Origin of the sequence: Streptomyces sp. NPDC020742 (genome assembly GCF_040641675.1) — a bacterium.
Classification (GTDB): Bacteria; Actinomycetota; Actinomycetes; order Streptomycetales; family Streptomycetaceae; genus Streptomyces.
In genome coordinates this window covers 140,136-157,493 of sequence record NZ_JBFAEA010000010.1, presented here as the reverse complement: position 1 = coordinate 157,493, position 17,358 = coordinate 140,136, and the positions used below count along the sequence as shown (strand labels likewise).

Below are 17,358 nucleotides of genomic sequence, written 5' to 3'. Positions count from 1 at the left end.
CGACGTTACTGAGCGGTAAGGGGAGCGGCATGAGGCTTGGCATCAACCTCGGCTACTGGGGCGCCGGGATGGACTCGGACAATCTCGCGGTGGCGCAGGAGGCCGACCGGCTCGGTTATTCGGTCTGCTGGGCCGCCGAGGCCTACGGCTCCGACGCCGCCACCGTGCTCGCCTGGGTCGCCGCCCAGACCGAGCGGATGGACATCGGCTCGGCCATCTTCCAGATCCCGGCGCGTACGCCGACGATGACGGCGATGACCGCGGCGACGCTGGACGCGCTGTCCGGTGGTCGGTTCCGGCTGGGGCTGGGCGTCTCGGGGCCGCAGGTCTCCGAGGGCTGGTACGGCGTGAAGTTCGACAAGCCGCTGGCGCGCACCCGGGAGTACGTCGACATTGTCCGCAAGGCGATGTCGCGCGAGCGGCTGTCCTACGAGGGGGAGCACTACACGCTGCCGCTGCCCGGTGGCCCGGGCAAGCCGCTGAAGCTCACCGTCCATCCCGAGCGCCCGCACATCCCGCTGTACATCGCCGCGATCGGCCCGAAGAACCTGGAGCAGACGGGGGAGATCGCCGACGGTGCGTTGCTGATCTTCCCGTCCGCCGAGCACCTGGAGGAGACCGCGGTCACGCACCTGCGCGCGGGCCGGGAGAAGGCGGGCCGGACGATGGACGACTTCGACGTCTGTCCGATGGTGCCGCTGGCCGTGGGGCCGCGCGGCGGCGACGGGGACATCGGTGCGCTGGCCGACATGTTCCGTCCGTACACCGCGCTATACGTCGGAGGCATGGGCAGCCGCAAGCAGAACTTCTACAACCGGCTGGCGCAGCGCATGGGTTACGAGAAGGAGGCCGCCGAGATCCAGGACAAGTACCTGGCCGGCGACAAGGAGGGCGCCGCCGCGGCGATTCCGGAGCGGCTGATCGACCAGACCACGCTGCTCGGCTCCGTCGAGCGGATCGCCGAGCGGATGCAGGCCTATGCGGCGGCCGGGGTGACCACGCTGACGCTGGCCCCGGCCGGGTTCACCCGTGAGGAGCGGCTGGCGTCGCTGCGGGCCGGTGTGGAGGCGCTGGAGCACGCCGGGCTGGCGTAGCGGGCGGCACAAACCGGCCGAAGGCCCGGCGCCTGGGCGCCGGGCCTTCCGGGAAGCTCTGCGGCCGTGGTGGGGGCTCGGGGGATCCTCCCCGCCACGGCCGTCGCGCTGCCCAACGCGTCAACGGGCGGGCGGGTTACGCCATGCCCCCGGGTGTGTTTCGTTCGAACGGGGGAACGGGCCGCCGCCCCGGTTGCCGGCACCGGAACGCCCTAATTGACTACTTCTTTACGGGTGTGTCCGTTCGGAGGTGGCGCAGATGTTCTCGGCCCGAAGCTTGTTCCAGGAGATCCTCGACAACGACAACTCCTACCGTCTGTTCTGTTCCATCGCAGCCAGCGGCGAGGCCCAGGGCGGCTGGGAGAACGGCCGGATCGCCGCGCTGCTGCCCGCGTCCCTGCGGGGGCTGGCGCCCAAGGTGGCCCGGCATGGCGCCGACGAGGACAAGCACGGCCGGATCTTCCATGCCCTGATGCGCAAGCGCGGACTGACCCCCACCACGGTCCCCGAGGGGACCGACTACACCATGCTCCTGGAGCGGCGGGGCATCGGTCTGGCGCACGACAAGCTGCGCCGCGACGAGCCACTGACCGAACGGGACGTCATCACCTACCTCGCGCACAGCCGGGTCACCGAGCAGCGCGCCGCCGACCAGATGCAGCTGCTCACCAAGCACTTCGGGGACCACCCCGAGCTGGGCAAGGCGATGCGGATGATCGCCCAGGACGAGGACAACCACCTCGCCTACTGCCACGAGGAGCTGCTGAAACTGGCCTGGGCCGGGCACGGCCGGACCATCCAGCACAGCCTGTACGAGTGTGCCCGTGCCGAGATCGTCGTCTACCGGGACGTCAGCCTCGCCGTGATGGACCACATGGGCCGCATCCTGCGCTGGCCCAGGCCCAAGGCCGCGGCGCTGGCCGCGGCGATCCGGGCGGTGCACGGCTATGAGCGGCTGGCCGGCTGGCGGCGGATGGTCACCCTCACGACGCCCGAGCGGCGGGACCCGCTGGGCGGCCCGGCCACCTCCGCGCCGGAGTTCGTCTAGGAGCGGCGGCCGGCGTGCTGCAGTCCGCGCCGGAGCAGCCCGCCCGGGCCCGTATGCCGGCACCGGCCCGTACGCCGGCACCGGCCCGTCGTGGAGTCACAGCCAGCCGCGGCGTTTGAACAGGCGGTAGAGCGAGACCTCGATCAGCACCATCACCACCAGGATCGCCGGGTAGCCCAGGTGCCACTTCAGCTCGGGCATATCGCTGAAGTTCATGCCGTAGATCCCGGCGATCAGGGTCGGTACGGCGGCCAGCGCCGCCCACGCCGAGATCTTGCGCATGTCGTCGTTCTGCCGGACGCCCATCTGGGCCAGGTGGGCGGAGAGGATGTCCGAGAGCAGCCGGTCCAGGCCGTCCACCGACTCGTTGGCGCGGGTGAGGTGGTCGTCGACGTCGCGGAAGAACGGCCGGGCGTGGTCGTGCACGAACGGCACGCCCGGGTTCTGCAGCCGGGCCATCGGCTCCGCCAACGGGCCGGTCGCCCGCCGGAACTCCATGATCTCGCGCTTGAACGCGTAGATCTCGGCGGCGGTGTTGCGGGTGTCCCGGCCGCGCACCGGAGCGAACACCTCGGTCTCCAACTCCTCCAGGTCCCCCTGGAGTTCGGCGGCCACCTCGATGTAGTGGTCGACCACCGCGTCGCTGATCGCATAGAGCACCGCCCCGGGCCCGTGCCGCAGGATCTCCGGGTGCTCCTCCAGCCGGCGCCGGACCGCGGCCAGCGGGCTGGCCTCCCCGTGCCGCACGGTCACCACGAACGAGTCGCCCACGAAGACCATCAGCTCCGAGGAGGTCACCGTGTCGGCGTCGACGTCATAGGTGACCGGTTTGAGCACCATGAACAGCGAGTCGTCGTAGACCTCCAGCTTGGGCCGCTGGTGCGCCTTGAGCGCGTCCTCGACGGCCAGCGGGTGCAGCCCGAACTCGGACGTGACGAGGTCGAACTCCTCCGCCGTCGGCTCGTACATGCCCAGCCACATGAAGGAGTGGCCCTGGCTCCGCGCCGCCGCCAGGGCGTCCGAGAAGTCGGTCGCGCACTCGGTGCGGCGGCCCTCCCGGTAGATGGCGCAGTCCACGATCACATCTGGCATTCTCGCGCGTCCCCGGGAGCCCTGCCAGGAAGGCGCCCGCAGAACGTAGGCTGGCGGCCATGCCCACGCTGATCCTGCTGCGGCACGGCCGCTCCACCGCCAACACCGCCGGAGTGCTCGCCGGGCGGGCGCCCGGCGTCGCCCTCGACGAGCACGGCGCCGCCCGCTCCGCCGAACTGCCCGCCCGGCTGGCGAGGGTGCCGCTGGCCGCGGTCGTCACCAGCCCGCTGCAGCGCTGCCGGGAGACCGTGCTGCCGCTGCTGGACGCCCGGCCCGGGCTGCCGCTGCACACCGAGGAGCGGATCAGCGAGTGCGACTACGGCGACTGGTCGGGCCGCAAGCTCGCCGAGCTGAACGACGAGCCGCTGATGGAGGTGGTCCAGCAGCACCCCTCCGCGGCGGCCTTCCCCGGCGGCGAGTCGATGCGTGCCATGCAGGCCCGGGCGGTTGAGGCGGTGCGCGACTGGAACGCCCGCATCGAGCAGGCCCACGGGCCCGAGGCGGTCTACGCCATGTGCTCGCACGGCGACATCATCAAGGCGCTGGTCGCCGACGCGCTGGGGCTGCACCTCGACCTCTTCCAGCGGATCTCCGTCGAGCCCTGCTCGGTGACCGTGATCCGCTACACCCGGCTGCGCCCGTACCTCGTACGGCTCGGGGACACCGGGGACTTCGCGTCCTTGGTGCCGCGCGAGGACGGTGGGGGCGCGGGGGACGGCCGGGACGCGGCCGTCGGAGGTGGTACGGGCGCAGCGTGATCGATCGGCGCAGTAGGGTGGGGCGACGGCGCTGCCCGCCACGCCCCTGCGGTTCGCAGGGCGTGCAGCGACCGCAGTGACCCCGCAGTCGAGCAATCGGGAGCAGGACGTTGTCCCGTCAGGTGTTCTTCTACGACGCACCGGACCGCTTCGTGGCCGGTACGGTCGGGCTGCCTGGCCGCCGTAGCTTCTACCTCCAGGCCACCGCGGCCGGCCGCACCACCAGCGTCGCCCTGGAGAAGACGCAGGTCGCGGCGCTCGCCGAGCGGATCGATGAACTGCTCGACGAGGTCGTACGGCGCAGCGGCGGCAACGCCCCGGTACCCGCCGTCTCCCCCAACGAGCTCACCGACACCGCCCCGCTGGAGACCCCCGTGGAGGAGGAGTTCCGGGTCGGCACCATGGCGCTGGCCTGGGACGGCGAGGACGAGCGGATGATCGTCGAGGCGCAGGCGCTGGTCGAGCTGGACGCCGGCAGCGAGGAGGACCTCGCCGACGCCGAGGAGCGGCTGCTCCAGGACGACGAGAACGGCCCGCCGATGCTGCGGGTGCGTCTGACCGGAACGATGGCCAGGGCCTTCGCCAAGCGGGCGCTGGACGTCGTCAACGCCGGCCGCCCGCCGTGCCCGCTGTGCAGTCTGCCGCTCGACCCGGAGGGACACGTATGTCCGCGCCAGAACGGATACCGACGGGACGCCTGAGCGCCCCGGAGCCCGTGGTGGAGCCGGCCGGTCCGGGGCCCGGCCCCGTGGACCCGCCGCTGCCCGCGGGGGTGGCCGGACCCGTGCCGGACACCGTCCTCGCCGAGGGGGAGCTGACCGTGCGCGGCCGGATCCCGGACGCGTCCAACGCCGTGCTGTACTGCACGGTCGCCCTCGACGGCAGCTCTGCGGCCTGTGTCTACAAGCCGGTCGCCGGTGAGCGCCCGCTGTGGGACTTCCCCGACGGCACCCTGGCCCAGCGGGAGGTCGCCGCGTACGAGGTCGCCAAGGCCTGCGGCTGGGACCTGATCCCGCCGACCGTGCTGCGGGACGGCCCATACGGCACCGGCATGGTGCAGGAGTGGATCGAGCCGCCGGAGTCCGACGACGCGGTGCCCGAGCTGCTGGCGCTGGTGGACGGTGCGGAGCCGGGGCCGGGCTGGAAGGCCGTGGGCCTGGCGCAGGTCGCCGAGGACCGCACCGCGCTGCTGGTGCACGCCGACGACCCGCGGCTGCGGCAGCTCGCGGTGCTGGACGCGGTCATCAACAACGGCGACCGCAAGGGCGGCCATCTGCTGCCCGGCACCGACGGGCGGTTTTTCGCGATCGACCACGGCGTGACGTTCCACGCCGAGGACAAGTTGCGCACGCTGCTGTGGGGCTGGGCGGGGGAGCCGCTGCCCGAGGACGCGGTGGAGGCCCTGCGGGGCCTGGCCGACGCGCTGAAGGACGGCGCCCCGCTCGCCGCCCGGCTGGTCGAACTGATCACGGATGCCGAGACCGAGGCGCTGCGGGCGCGGGTGGCGGGGCTGCTGCGCAGCGGCCGGCACCCCGAACCGGGCGGGGAGTGGCCGGCGATCCCCTGGCCGCCGGTCTGAGCCGGCACGGTGGCCCCGGCCGGCGGGGGAGGGGAGCACGCCCGGGGTTCCTGCGCAAGACCGCCTTTCCGGCCAAGACTCCTGGTCCGGTTCGTATGCGGAACATCCGTCCGGTTACGCTCAAGGCATGCATGCATGGCCCGCTTCTGAGGTCCCCGCCCTGCCCGGTCAGGGCCGCGACCTGAGGATCCACGACACCGCGACCGGCGGACGGGTGACCCTCGACCCCGGTCCCGTCGCCCGTATCTACGTCTGCGGCATCACGCCCTACGACGCCACCCACATGGGGCACGCGGCGACCTACAACGCGTTCGACCTGGTCCAACGCGTGTGGCTCGACACGAAGCGCCAGGTGCACTACGTGCAGAACGTCACCGACGTGGACGATCCGCTGCTGGAGCGGGCGGTGGCCACCGGCGACGACTGGACCGCGCTCGCCGAGCGTGAGACCGCCCTGTTCCGCGAGGACATGACGGCCCTGCGGATGCTGCCGCCGCGCCACTACATAGGCGCCGTCGAGGCGATACCCCGTATCGTCCCGCTGGTCGAGCGGCTGCTGGAGGCCGGTGCCGCCTACGAACTGGACGGTGACATCTACTTCTCGGTCGCCTGCGACCCGCACTTCGGCGAGGTGTCCGGCCTGGACGCCGAGGCGATGCGACTGCTGTCCGCGGAGCGCGGCGGCGACCCCGAGCGGGAGGGCAAGAAGAACCCGCTCGACCCGATGCTGTGGATGGCCGCCCGAGACGGCGAGCCGAGCTGGGACGGCGCTTCACTGGGCCACGGCCGGCCCGGCTGGCACATCGAGTGCGTCGCCATCGCCCTGGAGCACCTCGGGATGGGCTTCGACGTCCAGGGCGGCGGGTCCGATCTCGCCTTCCCGCACCACGAGATGGGCGCCTCGCACGCCCAGGCGCTCACCGGCGAGCACCCGTTCGCCAAGGCGTATGTGCACGCCGGGATGGTGGCGCTGGACGGCGAGAAGATGTCCAAGTCCAAGGGCAACCTCGTCTTCGTCTCCACGGAGCGCCGGAACGGCACCGACCCGGCGGCGATCCGGCTGGCCCTGCTCGCGCACCACTACCGCGCCAACTGGGAGTGGACCGACGCGGTGCTCCAGGAGGCGGTGGACCGGCTGGCGCGCTGGCGTGCCGCCGTCTCCCGTCCTGACGGCCCGTCCGCCGACGCCCTCCTGGAGGAGATCCGCACGGCGCTCGCCGACGACCTGGACGCCCCGGCCGCGCTGGCCGCGGTGGACCGCTGGGCCGCGGCGCAGGAGGCCGGGGGCGGCACGGACGAGGGCGCACCGGGCCTGGTCTCGCGGGCCGTCGACGCGCTGCTCGGCGTGGCGCTGTGAGGGCCGGCCGCTGAACCTGGAGTCCTAGAGGGGCGCTTCCGTCGTACGGCGGGGGCGCCCCTTGTGCTGGTGCCGATGTTGGGGGCGCGGCCGCGGGCCGGGGCGGCTCAGGAGTCTGGACGACCGGCCGCCGCGAGGCCGCGGGCCGGGGCGGCTCAGGAGTCTGGACGACCGGCCGCCGCGAGGCCCGCGGCGACCGGTCGGAGGGCACCAACAGGCCTGCGGGCGGCGGCCGTTGCCCGCGCCGCACCAGCTGCCGTGACGGAACGGTCCCGCGGCGCCCACGTTTTCGCCGGCCGACCGCGAAGCGCCTCTGCGGCCCGAATGCGGTCCGAAGGGCGTCTTTGCGCCGAAGAGGTCTTCGCGCTGAAGGGCGCCTCCGCTCGGAGGGGCAACTTTCGGCCCCTGAACGGCGCGGAGGGGCGCCGTACCGGCCCGCGTGGACGGTACGGCGCCCCCGGCTAACGGTGCGGCGCCCTGGTGCCTGTGCCTATCGGTCCTCGGGACCGTCGTCCTTCCCCGGCCGGTCGGCGGGGTCGGCGGGTTCGGCGGAGTCAGTGGGGCCGGTGGAGTCGGCGGGGTCGGTGGGGCCGCTCTCCTGGGAGCCCTGGTCCGCCTCGTCCGTGGGGCGTGGCTCCCGAGGCTCCTTGGGCAGCGGCCGGGGCGGGCGGGTGCGGCCGCTGGCGGTGTCGCGGAGGTAGGAGCTGTCGCCGCCCTCGGTGGCCACGCCGGGTCCGGTCTGCGGGTCGCGGCGCCGCAGGTAGCGCTCGAACTCGCGGGCGATGGCCTCGCCGGACGCCTCCGGCAGGTCCGCGGTGTCCCGGGCCTCCTCCAGCGACTGGACGTACTCGGCGACCTCGCTGTCCTCGGCCGCCAGCTGGTCCACGCCCAGCTGCCAGGCCCGGGCGTCCTCGCTCAGCTCACCCAGCGGGATGCTGATGTCGAGGAGGTCCTCCAGGCGGTTGAGCAGCGCCAGGCTGGCCTTCGGGTTGGGCGGCTGGGAGACGTAGTGCGGCACCGCGGCCCACAGGCTCACCGCGGGGACCCCGGCGTGGGTGCAGGCCTCCTGGAGGATGCCGACGATGCCGGTCGGGCCTTCGTAGCGCGACTCCTCCAGGTCCAGCCGCCGGGCCAGGTCCGCGTCCGAGGTCACCCCGCTGACCGGCACCGGCCGGGTGTGCGGGGTGTCGCCGAGCAGCGAGCCCAGCACCACCAGCATCTCCACGCCCAACTCATGGGCGAAGCCGAGGATTTCGTTGCAGAACGAGCGCCAGCGCATGCTGGGCTCGATCCCGCGGACCAGGACCAGATCGCGCTTGCGTCCCTTGCCGTCCGCATCGCCGACGCGGACGACGGAGAGGCGGGTCGTCGGCCAGGTGATCTTGCGTACCCCGCCGTCCAGGAAGACGGTGGGGCGGTTCACCTGGAAGTCGTAGTAGTCCTCGGCGTCCAGCGCGGCGAAGACCTCGCCCTTCCATTCCCGGTCCAGATGTGCGACCGCGGCGGAGGCGGCGTCGCCGGCGTCGTTCCAGCCTTCGAACGCGGCCACCATGACCGGGTCGATCAGCTCGGGTACCCCCTCGAGCTCGATCACCCAGCGCCTCCTTCCGACCGGTTCGGCCGTCTGGGGGCGGCCGCCGGCAGCAGTTCCTGTGCGTGCGTCACCAAGACTACGGCGTGCGCCGCGCTCCTCCGCAGCCCCTCTGCAAGAACCCGATCTGATTCATCCGATCTGTGTCCGGGATTGATCGCACAACTTCCGTACGGGGTCTGGACGAGCCCTCGCGCAGGGGGCTATACATCGGATGACCGGGAAAGGTCCGATGTTCGTCCGCACCACCCCAGGGGGCATGCGTATGGCCGTGACCGACATCGTCACCGCGTTAGAGGTCCACGACGTCCGATTCCCCACGTCGGAGCGGCTGGACGGCTCCGACGCCATGCACCCCGACCCCGACTACTCCGCCGCCTACCTCGTGCTGCACACCGAGAGCGGGCCGCGGGGGCACGGCCTCTGCTTCACGATAGGGCGCGGCAACGAGGTGATGGCCGCCGCGATCCGGTCACTCGCGCCGTACGTCGTCGGCCGGCGGGTACCGGCCACCGCGGCGGACCTCGCCGCGCTCCACCACGACCTCGTCCACGACTCCCAGCTGCGCTGGCTCGGGCCGGAGAAGGGCGTGATGCAGATGGCGGCCGGCGCGGTGATCAACGCCGGCTGGGACCTGGCCGCCGGCCGAGCCGGCCTGCCGGTGTGGGAGTTCCTGGCCCGGATGACGCCCGAGGAGCTGGTCTCGCTCGTCGACTTCCGCTACCTCACCGACGCCCTGACACCCGACGAGGCGCTGGCCCTGCTGCGCGCCGCCGAACCCGGCCGGGCCGCGCGCACCGCCCGCCTGCGGGCCGAGGGCTACCCCGCGTACACCACCTCGCCCGGCTGGCTGGGCCACGACGACGGCACGCTGGTGCGGTTGGCCCGGCAGGCGGTGGCCGACGGGTTCGGGCAGATCAAGCTGAAGGTCGGCGCCGACCTCGCCGACGACACCCGGCGGATGCGGCTGGCCCGGGACGCGGTCGGGCCCGGCGTACGGATCGCCGTCGACGCCAACCAGCGCTGGGACGTGGCCGAGGCGGTCCGCTGGATGACCGCGCTGGCGCCGTACGCCCCGCACTGGATCGAGGAACCGACCAGCCCGGACGACATCCTGGGCCACGCCGCGGTGCGCTCCGGGCAGCCGGTGAAGGTCGCCACCGGCGAACACATCGCCAACCGGGTGGTCTTCAAGCAGCTGCTGCAGTCCGGGGCGGTGGACTTCGTCCAGATCGACGCGGCGCGGGTGGCCGGCGTCAACGAGAACCTCGCGATCCTGCTGCTCGCCGCCAAGTACGGCGTCCCGGTGTGCCCGCACGCGGGTGGGGTGGGGCTGTGCGAGCTGGTGCAGCACCTGGCGATGTTCGACTACGTGGCGGTCTCCGGCAGCCGGGAGGACCGGGTCATCGAGTACGTCGACCATCTGCACGAGCACTTCACCGACCCGGTCGTCGTCGAGCGCGGCCGCTACCGCGCCCCGGCCGCGCCGGGCTTCTCGGCCCGGATGAAGCCCGGTTCGGTCGCCGCCCACCGCTTCCCCGACGGGCCCGTGTGGCGCGCCCGCCGGCCGCATCCGCATCCACCGTCGCCTCCGCACCAAGGAGAGCAGGAGGTCCCGGTATGACGCCCGCACCGCACACCGGCCGGCCGCCGGGCGACTTCACGGGGATGGCCGCCCTCGTCACCGGCGGCGGCTCCGGGATCGGGGCGGCCACCGCCGCCCTGCTGCTGGCGCGCGGCGCACGGGTCGCTGTCCTGGACCGGGACCCCACCGGCGCACCCGCCGGCGCCGTCCGGGTCCGGGCCGATGTGACCTCCGGTGCCGGGGTACGGGCCGCGGTCGAGGAGGCGGTGGCCGCACTGGGCGCCCTGCACACCCTCGTCGGCAACGCCGGCATCGGCGCGACCGGCACCGTCGAGGACAACGACGAAGCCGAGTGGAACCGGGTGCTGGACGTCAATGTGCTGGGGCTGGTGCGCACCGCCCGGGCCGCGCTGCCGCATCTGCGGCGGGCCGCCGCCGGGGAACCGGGCCGGGTCTCGATCACCCACACCTGCTCCATCGCCGCCACTGCCGGTCTGCCGCAGCGCGCGCTGTACAGCGCCAGCAAGGGGGCGGTGCTGTCGCTCACGCTGGCGATGGCCGCCGACCACCTCCGCGAGGGCATCCGCGTCAACTGCGTCAACCCCGGTACCGCGGACACCCCGTGGATCGGCCGGCTGCTGGCGCGGGCCGGTGACCCGGAGGCCGAGCGCGCCGCCCTGCACGCCCGTCAGCCGATGGGCCGGATGGTCACCGCCGCCGAAGTCGCCGCCGCCATCGCCTCGTTGGCGTCCCCGGCGGCCTCCGGCATCACCGGCACCACGCTCGCCGTGGACGGCGGGATGCAGGGCCTGCGCCCGCGCCCCGCCACCTGAGCCGTCCGGCCCGGGCGCTCGCGCACCCCGGCCGTCCACCACGAACAGGGGAGCCCATGAGACTGCGCACCACCGGCACGGCGGCCTGTGCCGCGGTGCTCGCCACCGCCGCGCTCGCCGGCTGCAACCGGGGCGCCACCGCCGGCGGCCGGATCGGCATCGACGTGCCCCGTACGGACACCGACTTCTGGAACTCCTACCAGCAGTACTTGCAGAAGGACCTGGACCACGGCGGTCCGGACGCCCTGCCGCTGTCCAACTCGCAGAACGACATCGCCAAGGTCGTCGCCGATGTGCAGGCGCTCACCGGCCAGGGGGCCAAGGCGATCGTGATGGCCCCGCAGGACACCGGCGCGATCACCGCCGAACTCCGGCGCCTGGCGGCGAAGAAGATCCCCGTCGTCAGCGTGGACACCCGCCCCGACGAGGGCCCGGTCTACATGGTCGTCCGCGCCGACAACCGCGCCTACGGCGAGAAGTCCTGCGCGTACCTCGGCCGGAAGCTCGGCGGCCGGGGCCGGGTCGCCGAACTCCAGGGCGACCTCAGCTCCGTCAACGGGCGGGACCGCTCCCGGGCGTTCGCGTCCTGCATGAAAAGGAGGTTCCCGAAGATCACCGTGCATGAGCTGGCCACCGACTGGAAGGGCGAGGTGGCCTCGGCCAAGCTGCAGGGCCTGCTCGCCCAACACCCGGACCTGGACGGCCTCTACCTCCAGGCCGGCGGCGCCTTCCTGCGGCCGGTGCTGGCCCTGCTGGAGCAGAAGAAGCTGCTGAAGCCGGCCGGCTCCGCCGGACACCTGACCATCATCTCCAACGACGGCATCCCCGACGAACTGGACGCCATCCGGGCCCGGAAGATCGACGCCACCCTCTCCCAGCCCGCCGACCTCTACGCCAAGTACGCGCTGTACTACGCCAGGGCCGGGCTCAAGGGCCGGACCTTCGCCCCCGGGCGCACCGACCACGGCTCCACCATCGTGCGGATCAGGAACGGGCTGGAGGACCAGCTGCCGGCGCCGTTGGTCACCCGGGACAACGTCGACGATCCGGCGCTGTGGGCCAATCAGCTGGAGGGGAAGGAGTAGTGGCCGGGCAGAGCGACACCCGCCCGCCGGCGGACGGCCCGCCGCCCGCGGTGCACGCCGAGGGGATCGTCAAGCGCTACGGCCCGACGGTGGCCCTCGACGGCGTCGGGCTGACCGTCCGGCCCGGTGAGGCACACGCCCTGGTCGGCCGCAACGGCGCCGGCAAGTCGACCCTGGTGTCCGTACTGACCGGCATGGCACGCCCGGACGCCGGCCGGATCACCTTCGGCGGCGCGCCCGCCCCCGGCCGCGGCGACGCCGCCGGCTGGCAGCGCACGGTCGCCTGTGTGTACCAGAAGCCGATGACCGTGCCCGAGCTGACCGTTGCGGAGAACCTCTTCCTGGGCCGCTACCAGGGGCGCCGGGCCATCCGCTGGCGGGCACTGCGCGCGCGGGCCGGTGCGCTGCTCGCCGAGTACGGGGTCGAGGCCGACCCCGCCGCCCGGATCGAAGAACTCGGCGTCGAACAGCGGCAGTTCGTGGAGATCGCCGGTGCGCTGTCCCGTGGCGCGCGGCTGATCGTCCTCGACGAGCCCACCGCCCGCCTCGACGCCGCCGGGATCGGCCGGCTCTTCGACAAGCTGCATGCCCTGCGCGCCCAGGGCGTGGCCTTCCTGTTCATCTCGCACCACCTGCCGGAGGTCTACGCGCTGTGCGACACCGTCACCGTGCTCCGCGACGCCCGGCAGGTGCTGACCGCGCCCGTCCGGGGGCTGACCCGGGAGGCGCTGGTGGCGGCCATGACGGGGCCGGCGGGGGAGCGGCGGGGCGCCACGGGCCGGCGGCCCCGTACCGGGGCGGGCACCGCGTTGGGACCCGCGGGGGAGCCGGTGTTGGAGACCGCGGGGCTGGTGCTGCGCGGACACTTTGCCCCGCTCGACCTGACCGTGCGGGCCGGTGAGGTGGTCGGCCTGGCCGGCGCCACGGCCAGTGGGAACACCGTGATCGGCGAGACCCTGGCCGGGCTGCGGGCCCCGGACGGCGGGCGGATCGCGGTCCGCGGGCGCCCGGTCCGCACCGGTAGCGTGCCCCGCGCCCTCGACGCGGGCATCGGCTACGTCCCCGAGGACCGGCACCGCGAGGGGCTCGTCCCGGGCCGCAGCGTGGCCGAGAACGCCACCCTCACCCTCGGCGGCCAGCTGGGCCCCCTGGGGACGGTACTGCCCGCGCGGACCCGGGAGTTCGCCCGGCGGATGATCGCGGCACTGGACATCCGGACGACGGGTCCCGACCAGCCGGTGTCCGGGCTGTCCGGCGGCAACCAGCAGAAGGTCGTGGTCGCCCGCGCGCTGGCCCGCGACCCCGCCGTGCTGGTCGCCGTACGGCCCACGAACGGCGTGGACGTGGCGTCCAAGGAGGCGCTGCTGGGCGTCGTACGGCAGGTCGCCGACCGCGGCAGCGGGGCCCTGCTGGTCTCCGACGAACTCGACGACCTGCGGGTCTGCGACCGGGTGCTGGCGGTCTTCCACGGCCGGGTCACCGCCGAGTTCGCCGCCGGCTGGCGCGAGCGCGACCTGGTCGCCGCCATGGAGGGCGTGGCGGGCGACGACGGCCCGCGCGCCGCACCGCACACGGCAGGAACGGAAGGGAGCACACCATGACCGGCACCGCCTCACCCCCGGCAGCGGACCGGGCGGCCACCCGGCCGGTACGCCGCCGGCCCCGGCCCGTCCCGTCCCGCTGGCGGGACTTCTCGCTGGTGCCGGTGGTGCTCGCCCTGGGCGTCATCGGTTTCGTCGTCTCGCCCGCCTTCCTCACCGAGGACAACCTCATCGGCGTCGTCCAGCAGTCCACGGAGCTGGGCCTGCTGGTGCTCGGCGAGGCGTTGATCCTGATCAGCGGGCGGATGGACCTGTCGCTGGAGTCCACCATCGGGCTGGCGCCGGTGCTTGCCCTGTGGCTGGTGCTGCCCGCGCACGGTGCCCGGTTCGCCGGGCTGGGGCTGCTCCCGGCCTGGACGGCGGTCCCGGTGTGCCTGGCCGTGGGCGCCGCGGTCGGCGCCGTCAACGGCCTGCTCATCCTCAAGCTCCGGGTCAACGGCTTCATCGCCACCCTCGGCATGCTCACCATGCTGCGCGGCCTCCACGTGGGCGTCTCCGAGGGGCAGTCCCTCAGCGACGTCCCGGAGTCGTTCGGCTATCTGGGCCGGGCCGACTGGCTGGGCGTGCCGGCCGCCGTCTGGATCTGCCTCGCCCTCTTCGCGGTGGGCGGTGCGGCGCTGGGCTACCTCCGGTCCGGGCGGGCGCTGTACGCGATCGGCGGCAACCCGGAGGCCGCCCGTGCGGCCGGCATCCGGGTGGACCGGATCACCTGGGTGGTGCTGACCGTCGGCGGGCTGCTCGCCGCCTTCGCCGGCATCCTCTACACGGGCCACTACGGCGCGGTCTCCGCGAGCCAGGGCAGCGGCTGGATCTTCCAGGTCTTCGCCGCCGCGGTGATCGGCGGCATCAGCCTCAAGGGTGGCCGCGGCACCCTCTTCGGCGCGCTGACCGGCGTGCTCACCCTCCAGTTGGTGATCAATGTGATGACGCTGGGTGGGGTGCCGCCGCTGTGGACCCAGTTCCTCAACGGCGCGATCATCATCGTCGCGCTGGTCATCTCCCGCTTCACCAGCGGCGAGCAGCGGGACTGAGGGGGCCGGCGATGCCACACCACCTTGACGGGCCGCGGGAGCTGGGGCGCAGCGGTGTCACCGTCCCCCCGCTGGGCCTGGGCTGCGCCCCGCTGGGCAACCTCTACCGCGCGCTCACCGAGGAGCAGGCCCGGGACGTCGTGCACACCGCCCTGGCCGCCGGGGCCGGCCACTTCGACACCGCACCGCACTACGGCCTGGGCCTGTCCGAGGAACGGCTGGGGCGGGCGCTGCGCGGCCACGACCGGGCCCGTTACACCCTCGCCACCAAGGTGGGTCGCAGGCTGCGGCCGCTCGCGCCGGGGGAACCGGCCGCCGCTGAGGGCTTCGTGGACACCCCGGCGCGGGCTCGGGTGCGCGACCACACCCGCGACGGCATCCGGGCCACCCTGGAGGCGTCCCTGGAGCGGCTCGGTGTGGACGCCGTCGACCTCCTGTACCTGCACGACGTCGAGGACCATCTGCCCGAGGTGTACGAGACCGGCTTCCCGGCGCTGGCCGAACTGCGCGCCCAGGGGGTCGTCCGCGCCATCGGCTTCGGGATGAACCACAGCGGGCCGCTGGCCCGGCTGGTCGCCGACCTCGACGTGGACGTGGTGCTCTGCGCCGGCCGCTGGACCCTGCTGGACCGCACCGCCCTCGACGACCTGCTGCCGGTCTGCGCGCGGCGCGGCACCTCTGTGGTCGTCGGCGGGGTCTACAACTCCGGCCTGCTGGCGGACCCGTCGCCCGGGGCGCCGTACGACTATGCGCCCGCGCCCTCCGCGCTGGTCGGCCGGGCGCGCCAACTCGGTGCGGTATGCGCGGAGTTCGGGGTGCCCCTCAAGGCGGCGGCGCTGCGCTTCCCGTTCGGGCACCCGTCCGTCGCCGCGGCGGTGGTGGGCGCCGCGACCCCGGCGGAGATGGCCGAGAACGCCGCGCTGTTCCGCCACCCGGTGCCCGACGCGCTCTGGCACACGCTCGTCGACCGCGGCCTGCTCGCTCCCGACCTGCCCCTGCCCCTGAACGCCTGAGTCCGCACCGGAGCTCCCTGATGCGCATCGACGCCCATCATCACCTGTGGGACCCGGCCCGGCGCCGGCAGCCGTGGATGGACGGACCCTGGGCCGACCCCATCCGCCGCCGCTACACCCAGGACGACCTGCTCCCGCACCTGGCCGGGCACGGCATCGACGCCACCGTGCTGGTGCAGTCGTCGTCCTCGTACGAGGAGACCGCCGAACTGCTGGCCGTCGCGGCGGGGGAGGGGCCGGTCGCGGGGGTCGTCGGCTGGGTCGATCTGACCGGTCCGGCGCTCGCCGAGACCCTGGCGGCGCTGCCCGCCGGCCTGGTCGGCGTCCGCCACCAGGTCCAGGACGAGCCGGACCCGGACTGGCTCACCCGCCCCGGGGTGCTGCGCGGCCTGGCGGTCCTGGCCGACGCCGGGCTGGTCTACGACCTGCTGGTCACCCCGCGCGAACTGCCCGCCGCGCACACCGCAGTACGGGCCCTGCCGCAGCTGGAGTTCGTCCTGGACCACGCCGGCAAGCCCCCGGTCGCTCGGGGCGGGTGGCAGCCCTGGGCCGATGCGCTGGCCGCGCTCGCCGCGCTGCCCAACGTCAGCTGCAAGCTCTCCGGGCTGGTCACCGAGGCCGGCTGGGACACCTGGCGGCCGCGGCAGATCCTGCCCTACGCCCGGCATGTGCTCGACACGTTCGGGCCGGAGCGGGTGATGTTCGGCTCCGACTGGCCGGTGTGCACCCTGGCCGCCGGCTATGACGACGTCGTCGCGCTGGCGGAGGCCGCCACCGGCCGGCTCACCCCGGCGGAGCGGGCGGCGGTCTTCGGGGGGACCGCGGCACGGGTGTACCGGACCGGGCCGGGGAGGTACGGGACCGGGCCGCTGGGGTAACGGGCCGGGCTGGGGGCGTATGCGACCGGGGCGCGGCGGCTCCCGCGCGACGGGTGCTGACCCGGCCCGGAGCGGCGCGCCGGGCCCCGGCCGTCGCCCGGCAGCCCGCCGCCGGCGTGGGTCACAGCGTGGAGCGCAGCCACTGCTCCACGCTGGCGATGTGCACCGTCGCCCAGGCCCGCGCCGCCTCCGCATCGCGGTCGCGCAGCGCGCCGAGGATCGCACGGTGCTCGGTGAGGGTGCGGGCCACCGCGTCCTTCTGCGTCAGCCCGCGCCAGATCCGGGCCCGGGTGGTCGGACCGGACAGCCCCTCCAGCAGCGAGCACAACACCGAGTTGCCGGACGCCGCGACGATCGCGCGGTGGAACTCCAGGTCGCAGGCGACCAGGTCCTCCACCGAGGGGGCCGGCCCCAGCGCGTCCAACTGGGCTTCCAGAGCGTCCAGTTCGTCCGCCGATATCGCGCCGGCCGCCATCGCCGTGGCGGCCGGCTCCAGGATCCGGCGGACGGCCAGGAACTCCAGCACGGTGTCGTCGCGGTGGAAGTCCACCACGAAGCTCATGGCCTCCAGCAGGAGCTGCGGATCGAGGCTGGTGACGTAGGTGCCGTCGCCCTGGCGCACGTCCAGGATGCGGATGAGGGAGAGCGCGCGCACCGCCTCGCGCAGCGAGTTGCGGGACAGCCCCAGCTCGGCCGCCAGCTCGCTCTCCTTCGGCAGCCGGTCACCCGGCCGCAGCGCACCGGAGACGATCATGCCCTTGATCTTCTCGATGGCCTCGTCGGTGACCGCCATGCCGACCTCCCCGCTGCGGA

16 protein-coding genes are annotated in these 17,358 nt (G+C 73.8%); 13 read left to right on the top strand and 3 right to left on the bottom strand.

Annotation, left to right across the window (positions count from 1 at the left end; genetic code table 11):
• The first annotated feature begins 29 nt into the window (after positions 1-29).
• Positions 30-1,094 carry an LLM class F420-dependent oxidoreductase gene (locus AB0G84_RS19495; protein WP_361321783.1) on the top strand — a complete coding sequence of 355 codons (1,065 nt, stop codon included), beginning with the start codon at positions 30-32 and terminating at the stop codon, positions 1,092-1,094.
• 259 nt (positions 1,095-1,353) lie between these two features.
• Positions 1,354-2,142 (top strand): ferritin-like domain-containing protein, encoded by a 789-nt coding sequence (locus tag AB0G84_RS19490; protein WP_361321780.1) that lies wholly within the window; start codon positions 1,354-1,356, stop codon positions 2,140-2,142.
• Positions 2,143-2,238: 96 nt separating this feature from the next.
• On the opposite strand, the gene corA is transcribed toward AB0G84_RS19490, so the two are convergent.
• Positions 2,239-3,234, bottom strand: a complete 996-nt coding sequence (gene corA, locus AB0G84_RS19485) for a magnesium/cobalt transporter CorA (RefSeq protein ID WP_361321777.1) — start codon at positions 3,232-3,234, stop codon at positions 2,239-2,241.
• Positions 3,235-3,293: 59 nt separating this feature from the next.
• Between corA and AB0G84_RS19480 the strand changes: the two genes are divergently transcribed.
• The 4 genes from AB0G84_RS19480 to mshC all read left to right on the top strand — a co-directional run bounded on the left by AB0G84_RS19480 (position 3,294) and on the right by mshC (position 6,928).
• Complete coding sequence (locus AB0G84_RS19480) at positions 3,294-3,992, top strand: histidine phosphatase family protein (RefSeq protein WP_361321774.1); 699 nt, start codon at positions 3,294-3,296, stop codon at positions 3,990-3,992.
• A 110-nt stretch (positions 3,993-4,102) separates the two neighbouring features.
• Positions 4,103-4,693 carry a DUF3090 domain-containing protein gene (locus AB0G84_RS19475; protein WP_361321771.1) on the top strand — a complete coding sequence of 197 codons (591 nt, stop codon included), beginning with the start codon at positions 4,103-4,105 and terminating at the stop codon, positions 4,691-4,693.
• Positions 4,657-5,571: an SCO1664 family protein gene (locus AB0G84_RS19470; RefSeq protein ID WP_361321768.1), complete on the top strand. Its 915-nt coding sequence runs from the start codon at positions 4,657-4,659 to the stop codon at positions 5,569-5,571. Before AB0G84_RS19475 ends, AB0G84_RS19470 begins: the two co-directional genes overlap by 37 nt.
• A gap of 127 nt (positions 5,572-5,698) precedes the next feature.
• The gene (gene mshC, locus AB0G84_RS19465; protein ID WP_361321766.1) at positions 5,699-6,928 is read left to right on the top strand and encodes a cysteine--1-D-myo-inosityl 2-amino-2-deoxy-alpha-D-glucopyranoside ligase; all 1,230 of its coding nucleotides are present in this window, start codon (positions 5,699-5,701) and stop codon (positions 6,926-6,928) included.
• Positions 6,929-7,418: 490 nt separating this feature from the next.
• On the opposite strand, the gene AB0G84_RS19460 is transcribed toward mshC, so the two are convergent.
• The gene (locus AB0G84_RS19460; RefSeq protein ID WP_361321763.1) at positions 7,419-8,522 is read right to left on the bottom strand and encodes a PAC2 family protein; all 1,104 of its coding nucleotides are present in this window, start codon (positions 8,520-8,522) and stop codon (positions 7,419-7,421) included.
• 262 nt (positions 8,523-8,784) lie between these two features.
• Between AB0G84_RS19460 and AB0G84_RS19455 the strand changes: the two genes are divergently transcribed.
• Genes AB0G84_RS19455 through AB0G84_RS19425 form a run of 7 tightly spaced genes read left to right on the top strand, consistent with a single transcriptional unit; the run spans position 8,785 to position 16,545 of the window.
• Positions 8,785-10,143: an enolase C-terminal domain-like protein gene (locus AB0G84_RS19455; protein ID WP_361321760.1), complete on the top strand. Its 1,359-nt coding sequence runs from the start codon at positions 8,785-8,787 to the stop codon at positions 10,141-10,143.
• A complete protein-coding gene (locus AB0G84_RS19450) occupies positions 10,140-10,937 on the top strand; it encodes an SDR family oxidoreductase (RefSeq protein WP_361321757.1) in 798 nt (265 codons plus the stop codon). Before AB0G84_RS19455 ends, AB0G84_RS19450 begins: the two co-directional genes overlap by 4 nt.
• 56 nt (positions 10,938-10,993) lie before the next feature.
• Entirely contained in the window at positions 10,994-12,022 is a 1,029-nt protein-coding gene (locus AB0G84_RS19445) for a sugar ABC transporter substrate-binding protein (RefSeq protein ID WP_361321754.1), read from the top strand.
• Entirely contained in the window at positions 12,022-13,623 is a 1,602-nt protein-coding gene (locus tag AB0G84_RS19440; protein ID WP_361321751.1) for a sugar ABC transporter ATP-binding protein, read from the top strand. Before AB0G84_RS19445 ends, AB0G84_RS19440 begins: the two co-directional genes overlap by 1 nt.
• Entirely contained in the window at positions 13,620-14,654 is a 1,035-nt protein-coding gene (locus tag AB0G84_RS19435) for an ABC transporter permease (RefSeq protein WP_361321749.1), read from the top strand. Before AB0G84_RS19440 ends, AB0G84_RS19435 begins: the two co-directional genes overlap by 4 nt.
• An 11-nt stretch (positions 14,655-14,665) precedes the next feature.
• Positions 14,666-15,667 carry an aldo/keto reductase gene (locus tag AB0G84_RS19430; RefSeq protein WP_361321747.1) on the top strand — a complete coding sequence of 334 codons (1,002 nt, stop codon included), beginning with the start codon at positions 14,666-14,668 and terminating at the stop codon, positions 15,665-15,667.
• A gap of 20 nt (positions 15,668-15,687) precedes the next feature.
• Positions 15,688-16,545, top strand: coding sequence for an amidohydrolase family protein (locus AB0G84_RS19425; protein ID WP_361321745.1), 858 nt, complete (start codon positions 15,688-15,690; stop codon positions 16,543-16,545).
• A gap of 121 nt (positions 16,546-16,666) precedes the next feature.
• Here the strand turns inward: AB0G84_RS19425 and AB0G84_RS19420 are convergent, their stop codons facing one another.
• Positions 16,667-17,338: a FadR/GntR family transcriptional regulator gene (locus AB0G84_RS19420; RefSeq protein WP_361321743.1), complete on the bottom strand. Its 672-nt coding sequence runs from the start codon at positions 17,336-17,338 to the stop codon at positions 16,667-16,669.
• Positions 17,339-17,358 lie beyond the last annotated feature (20 nt).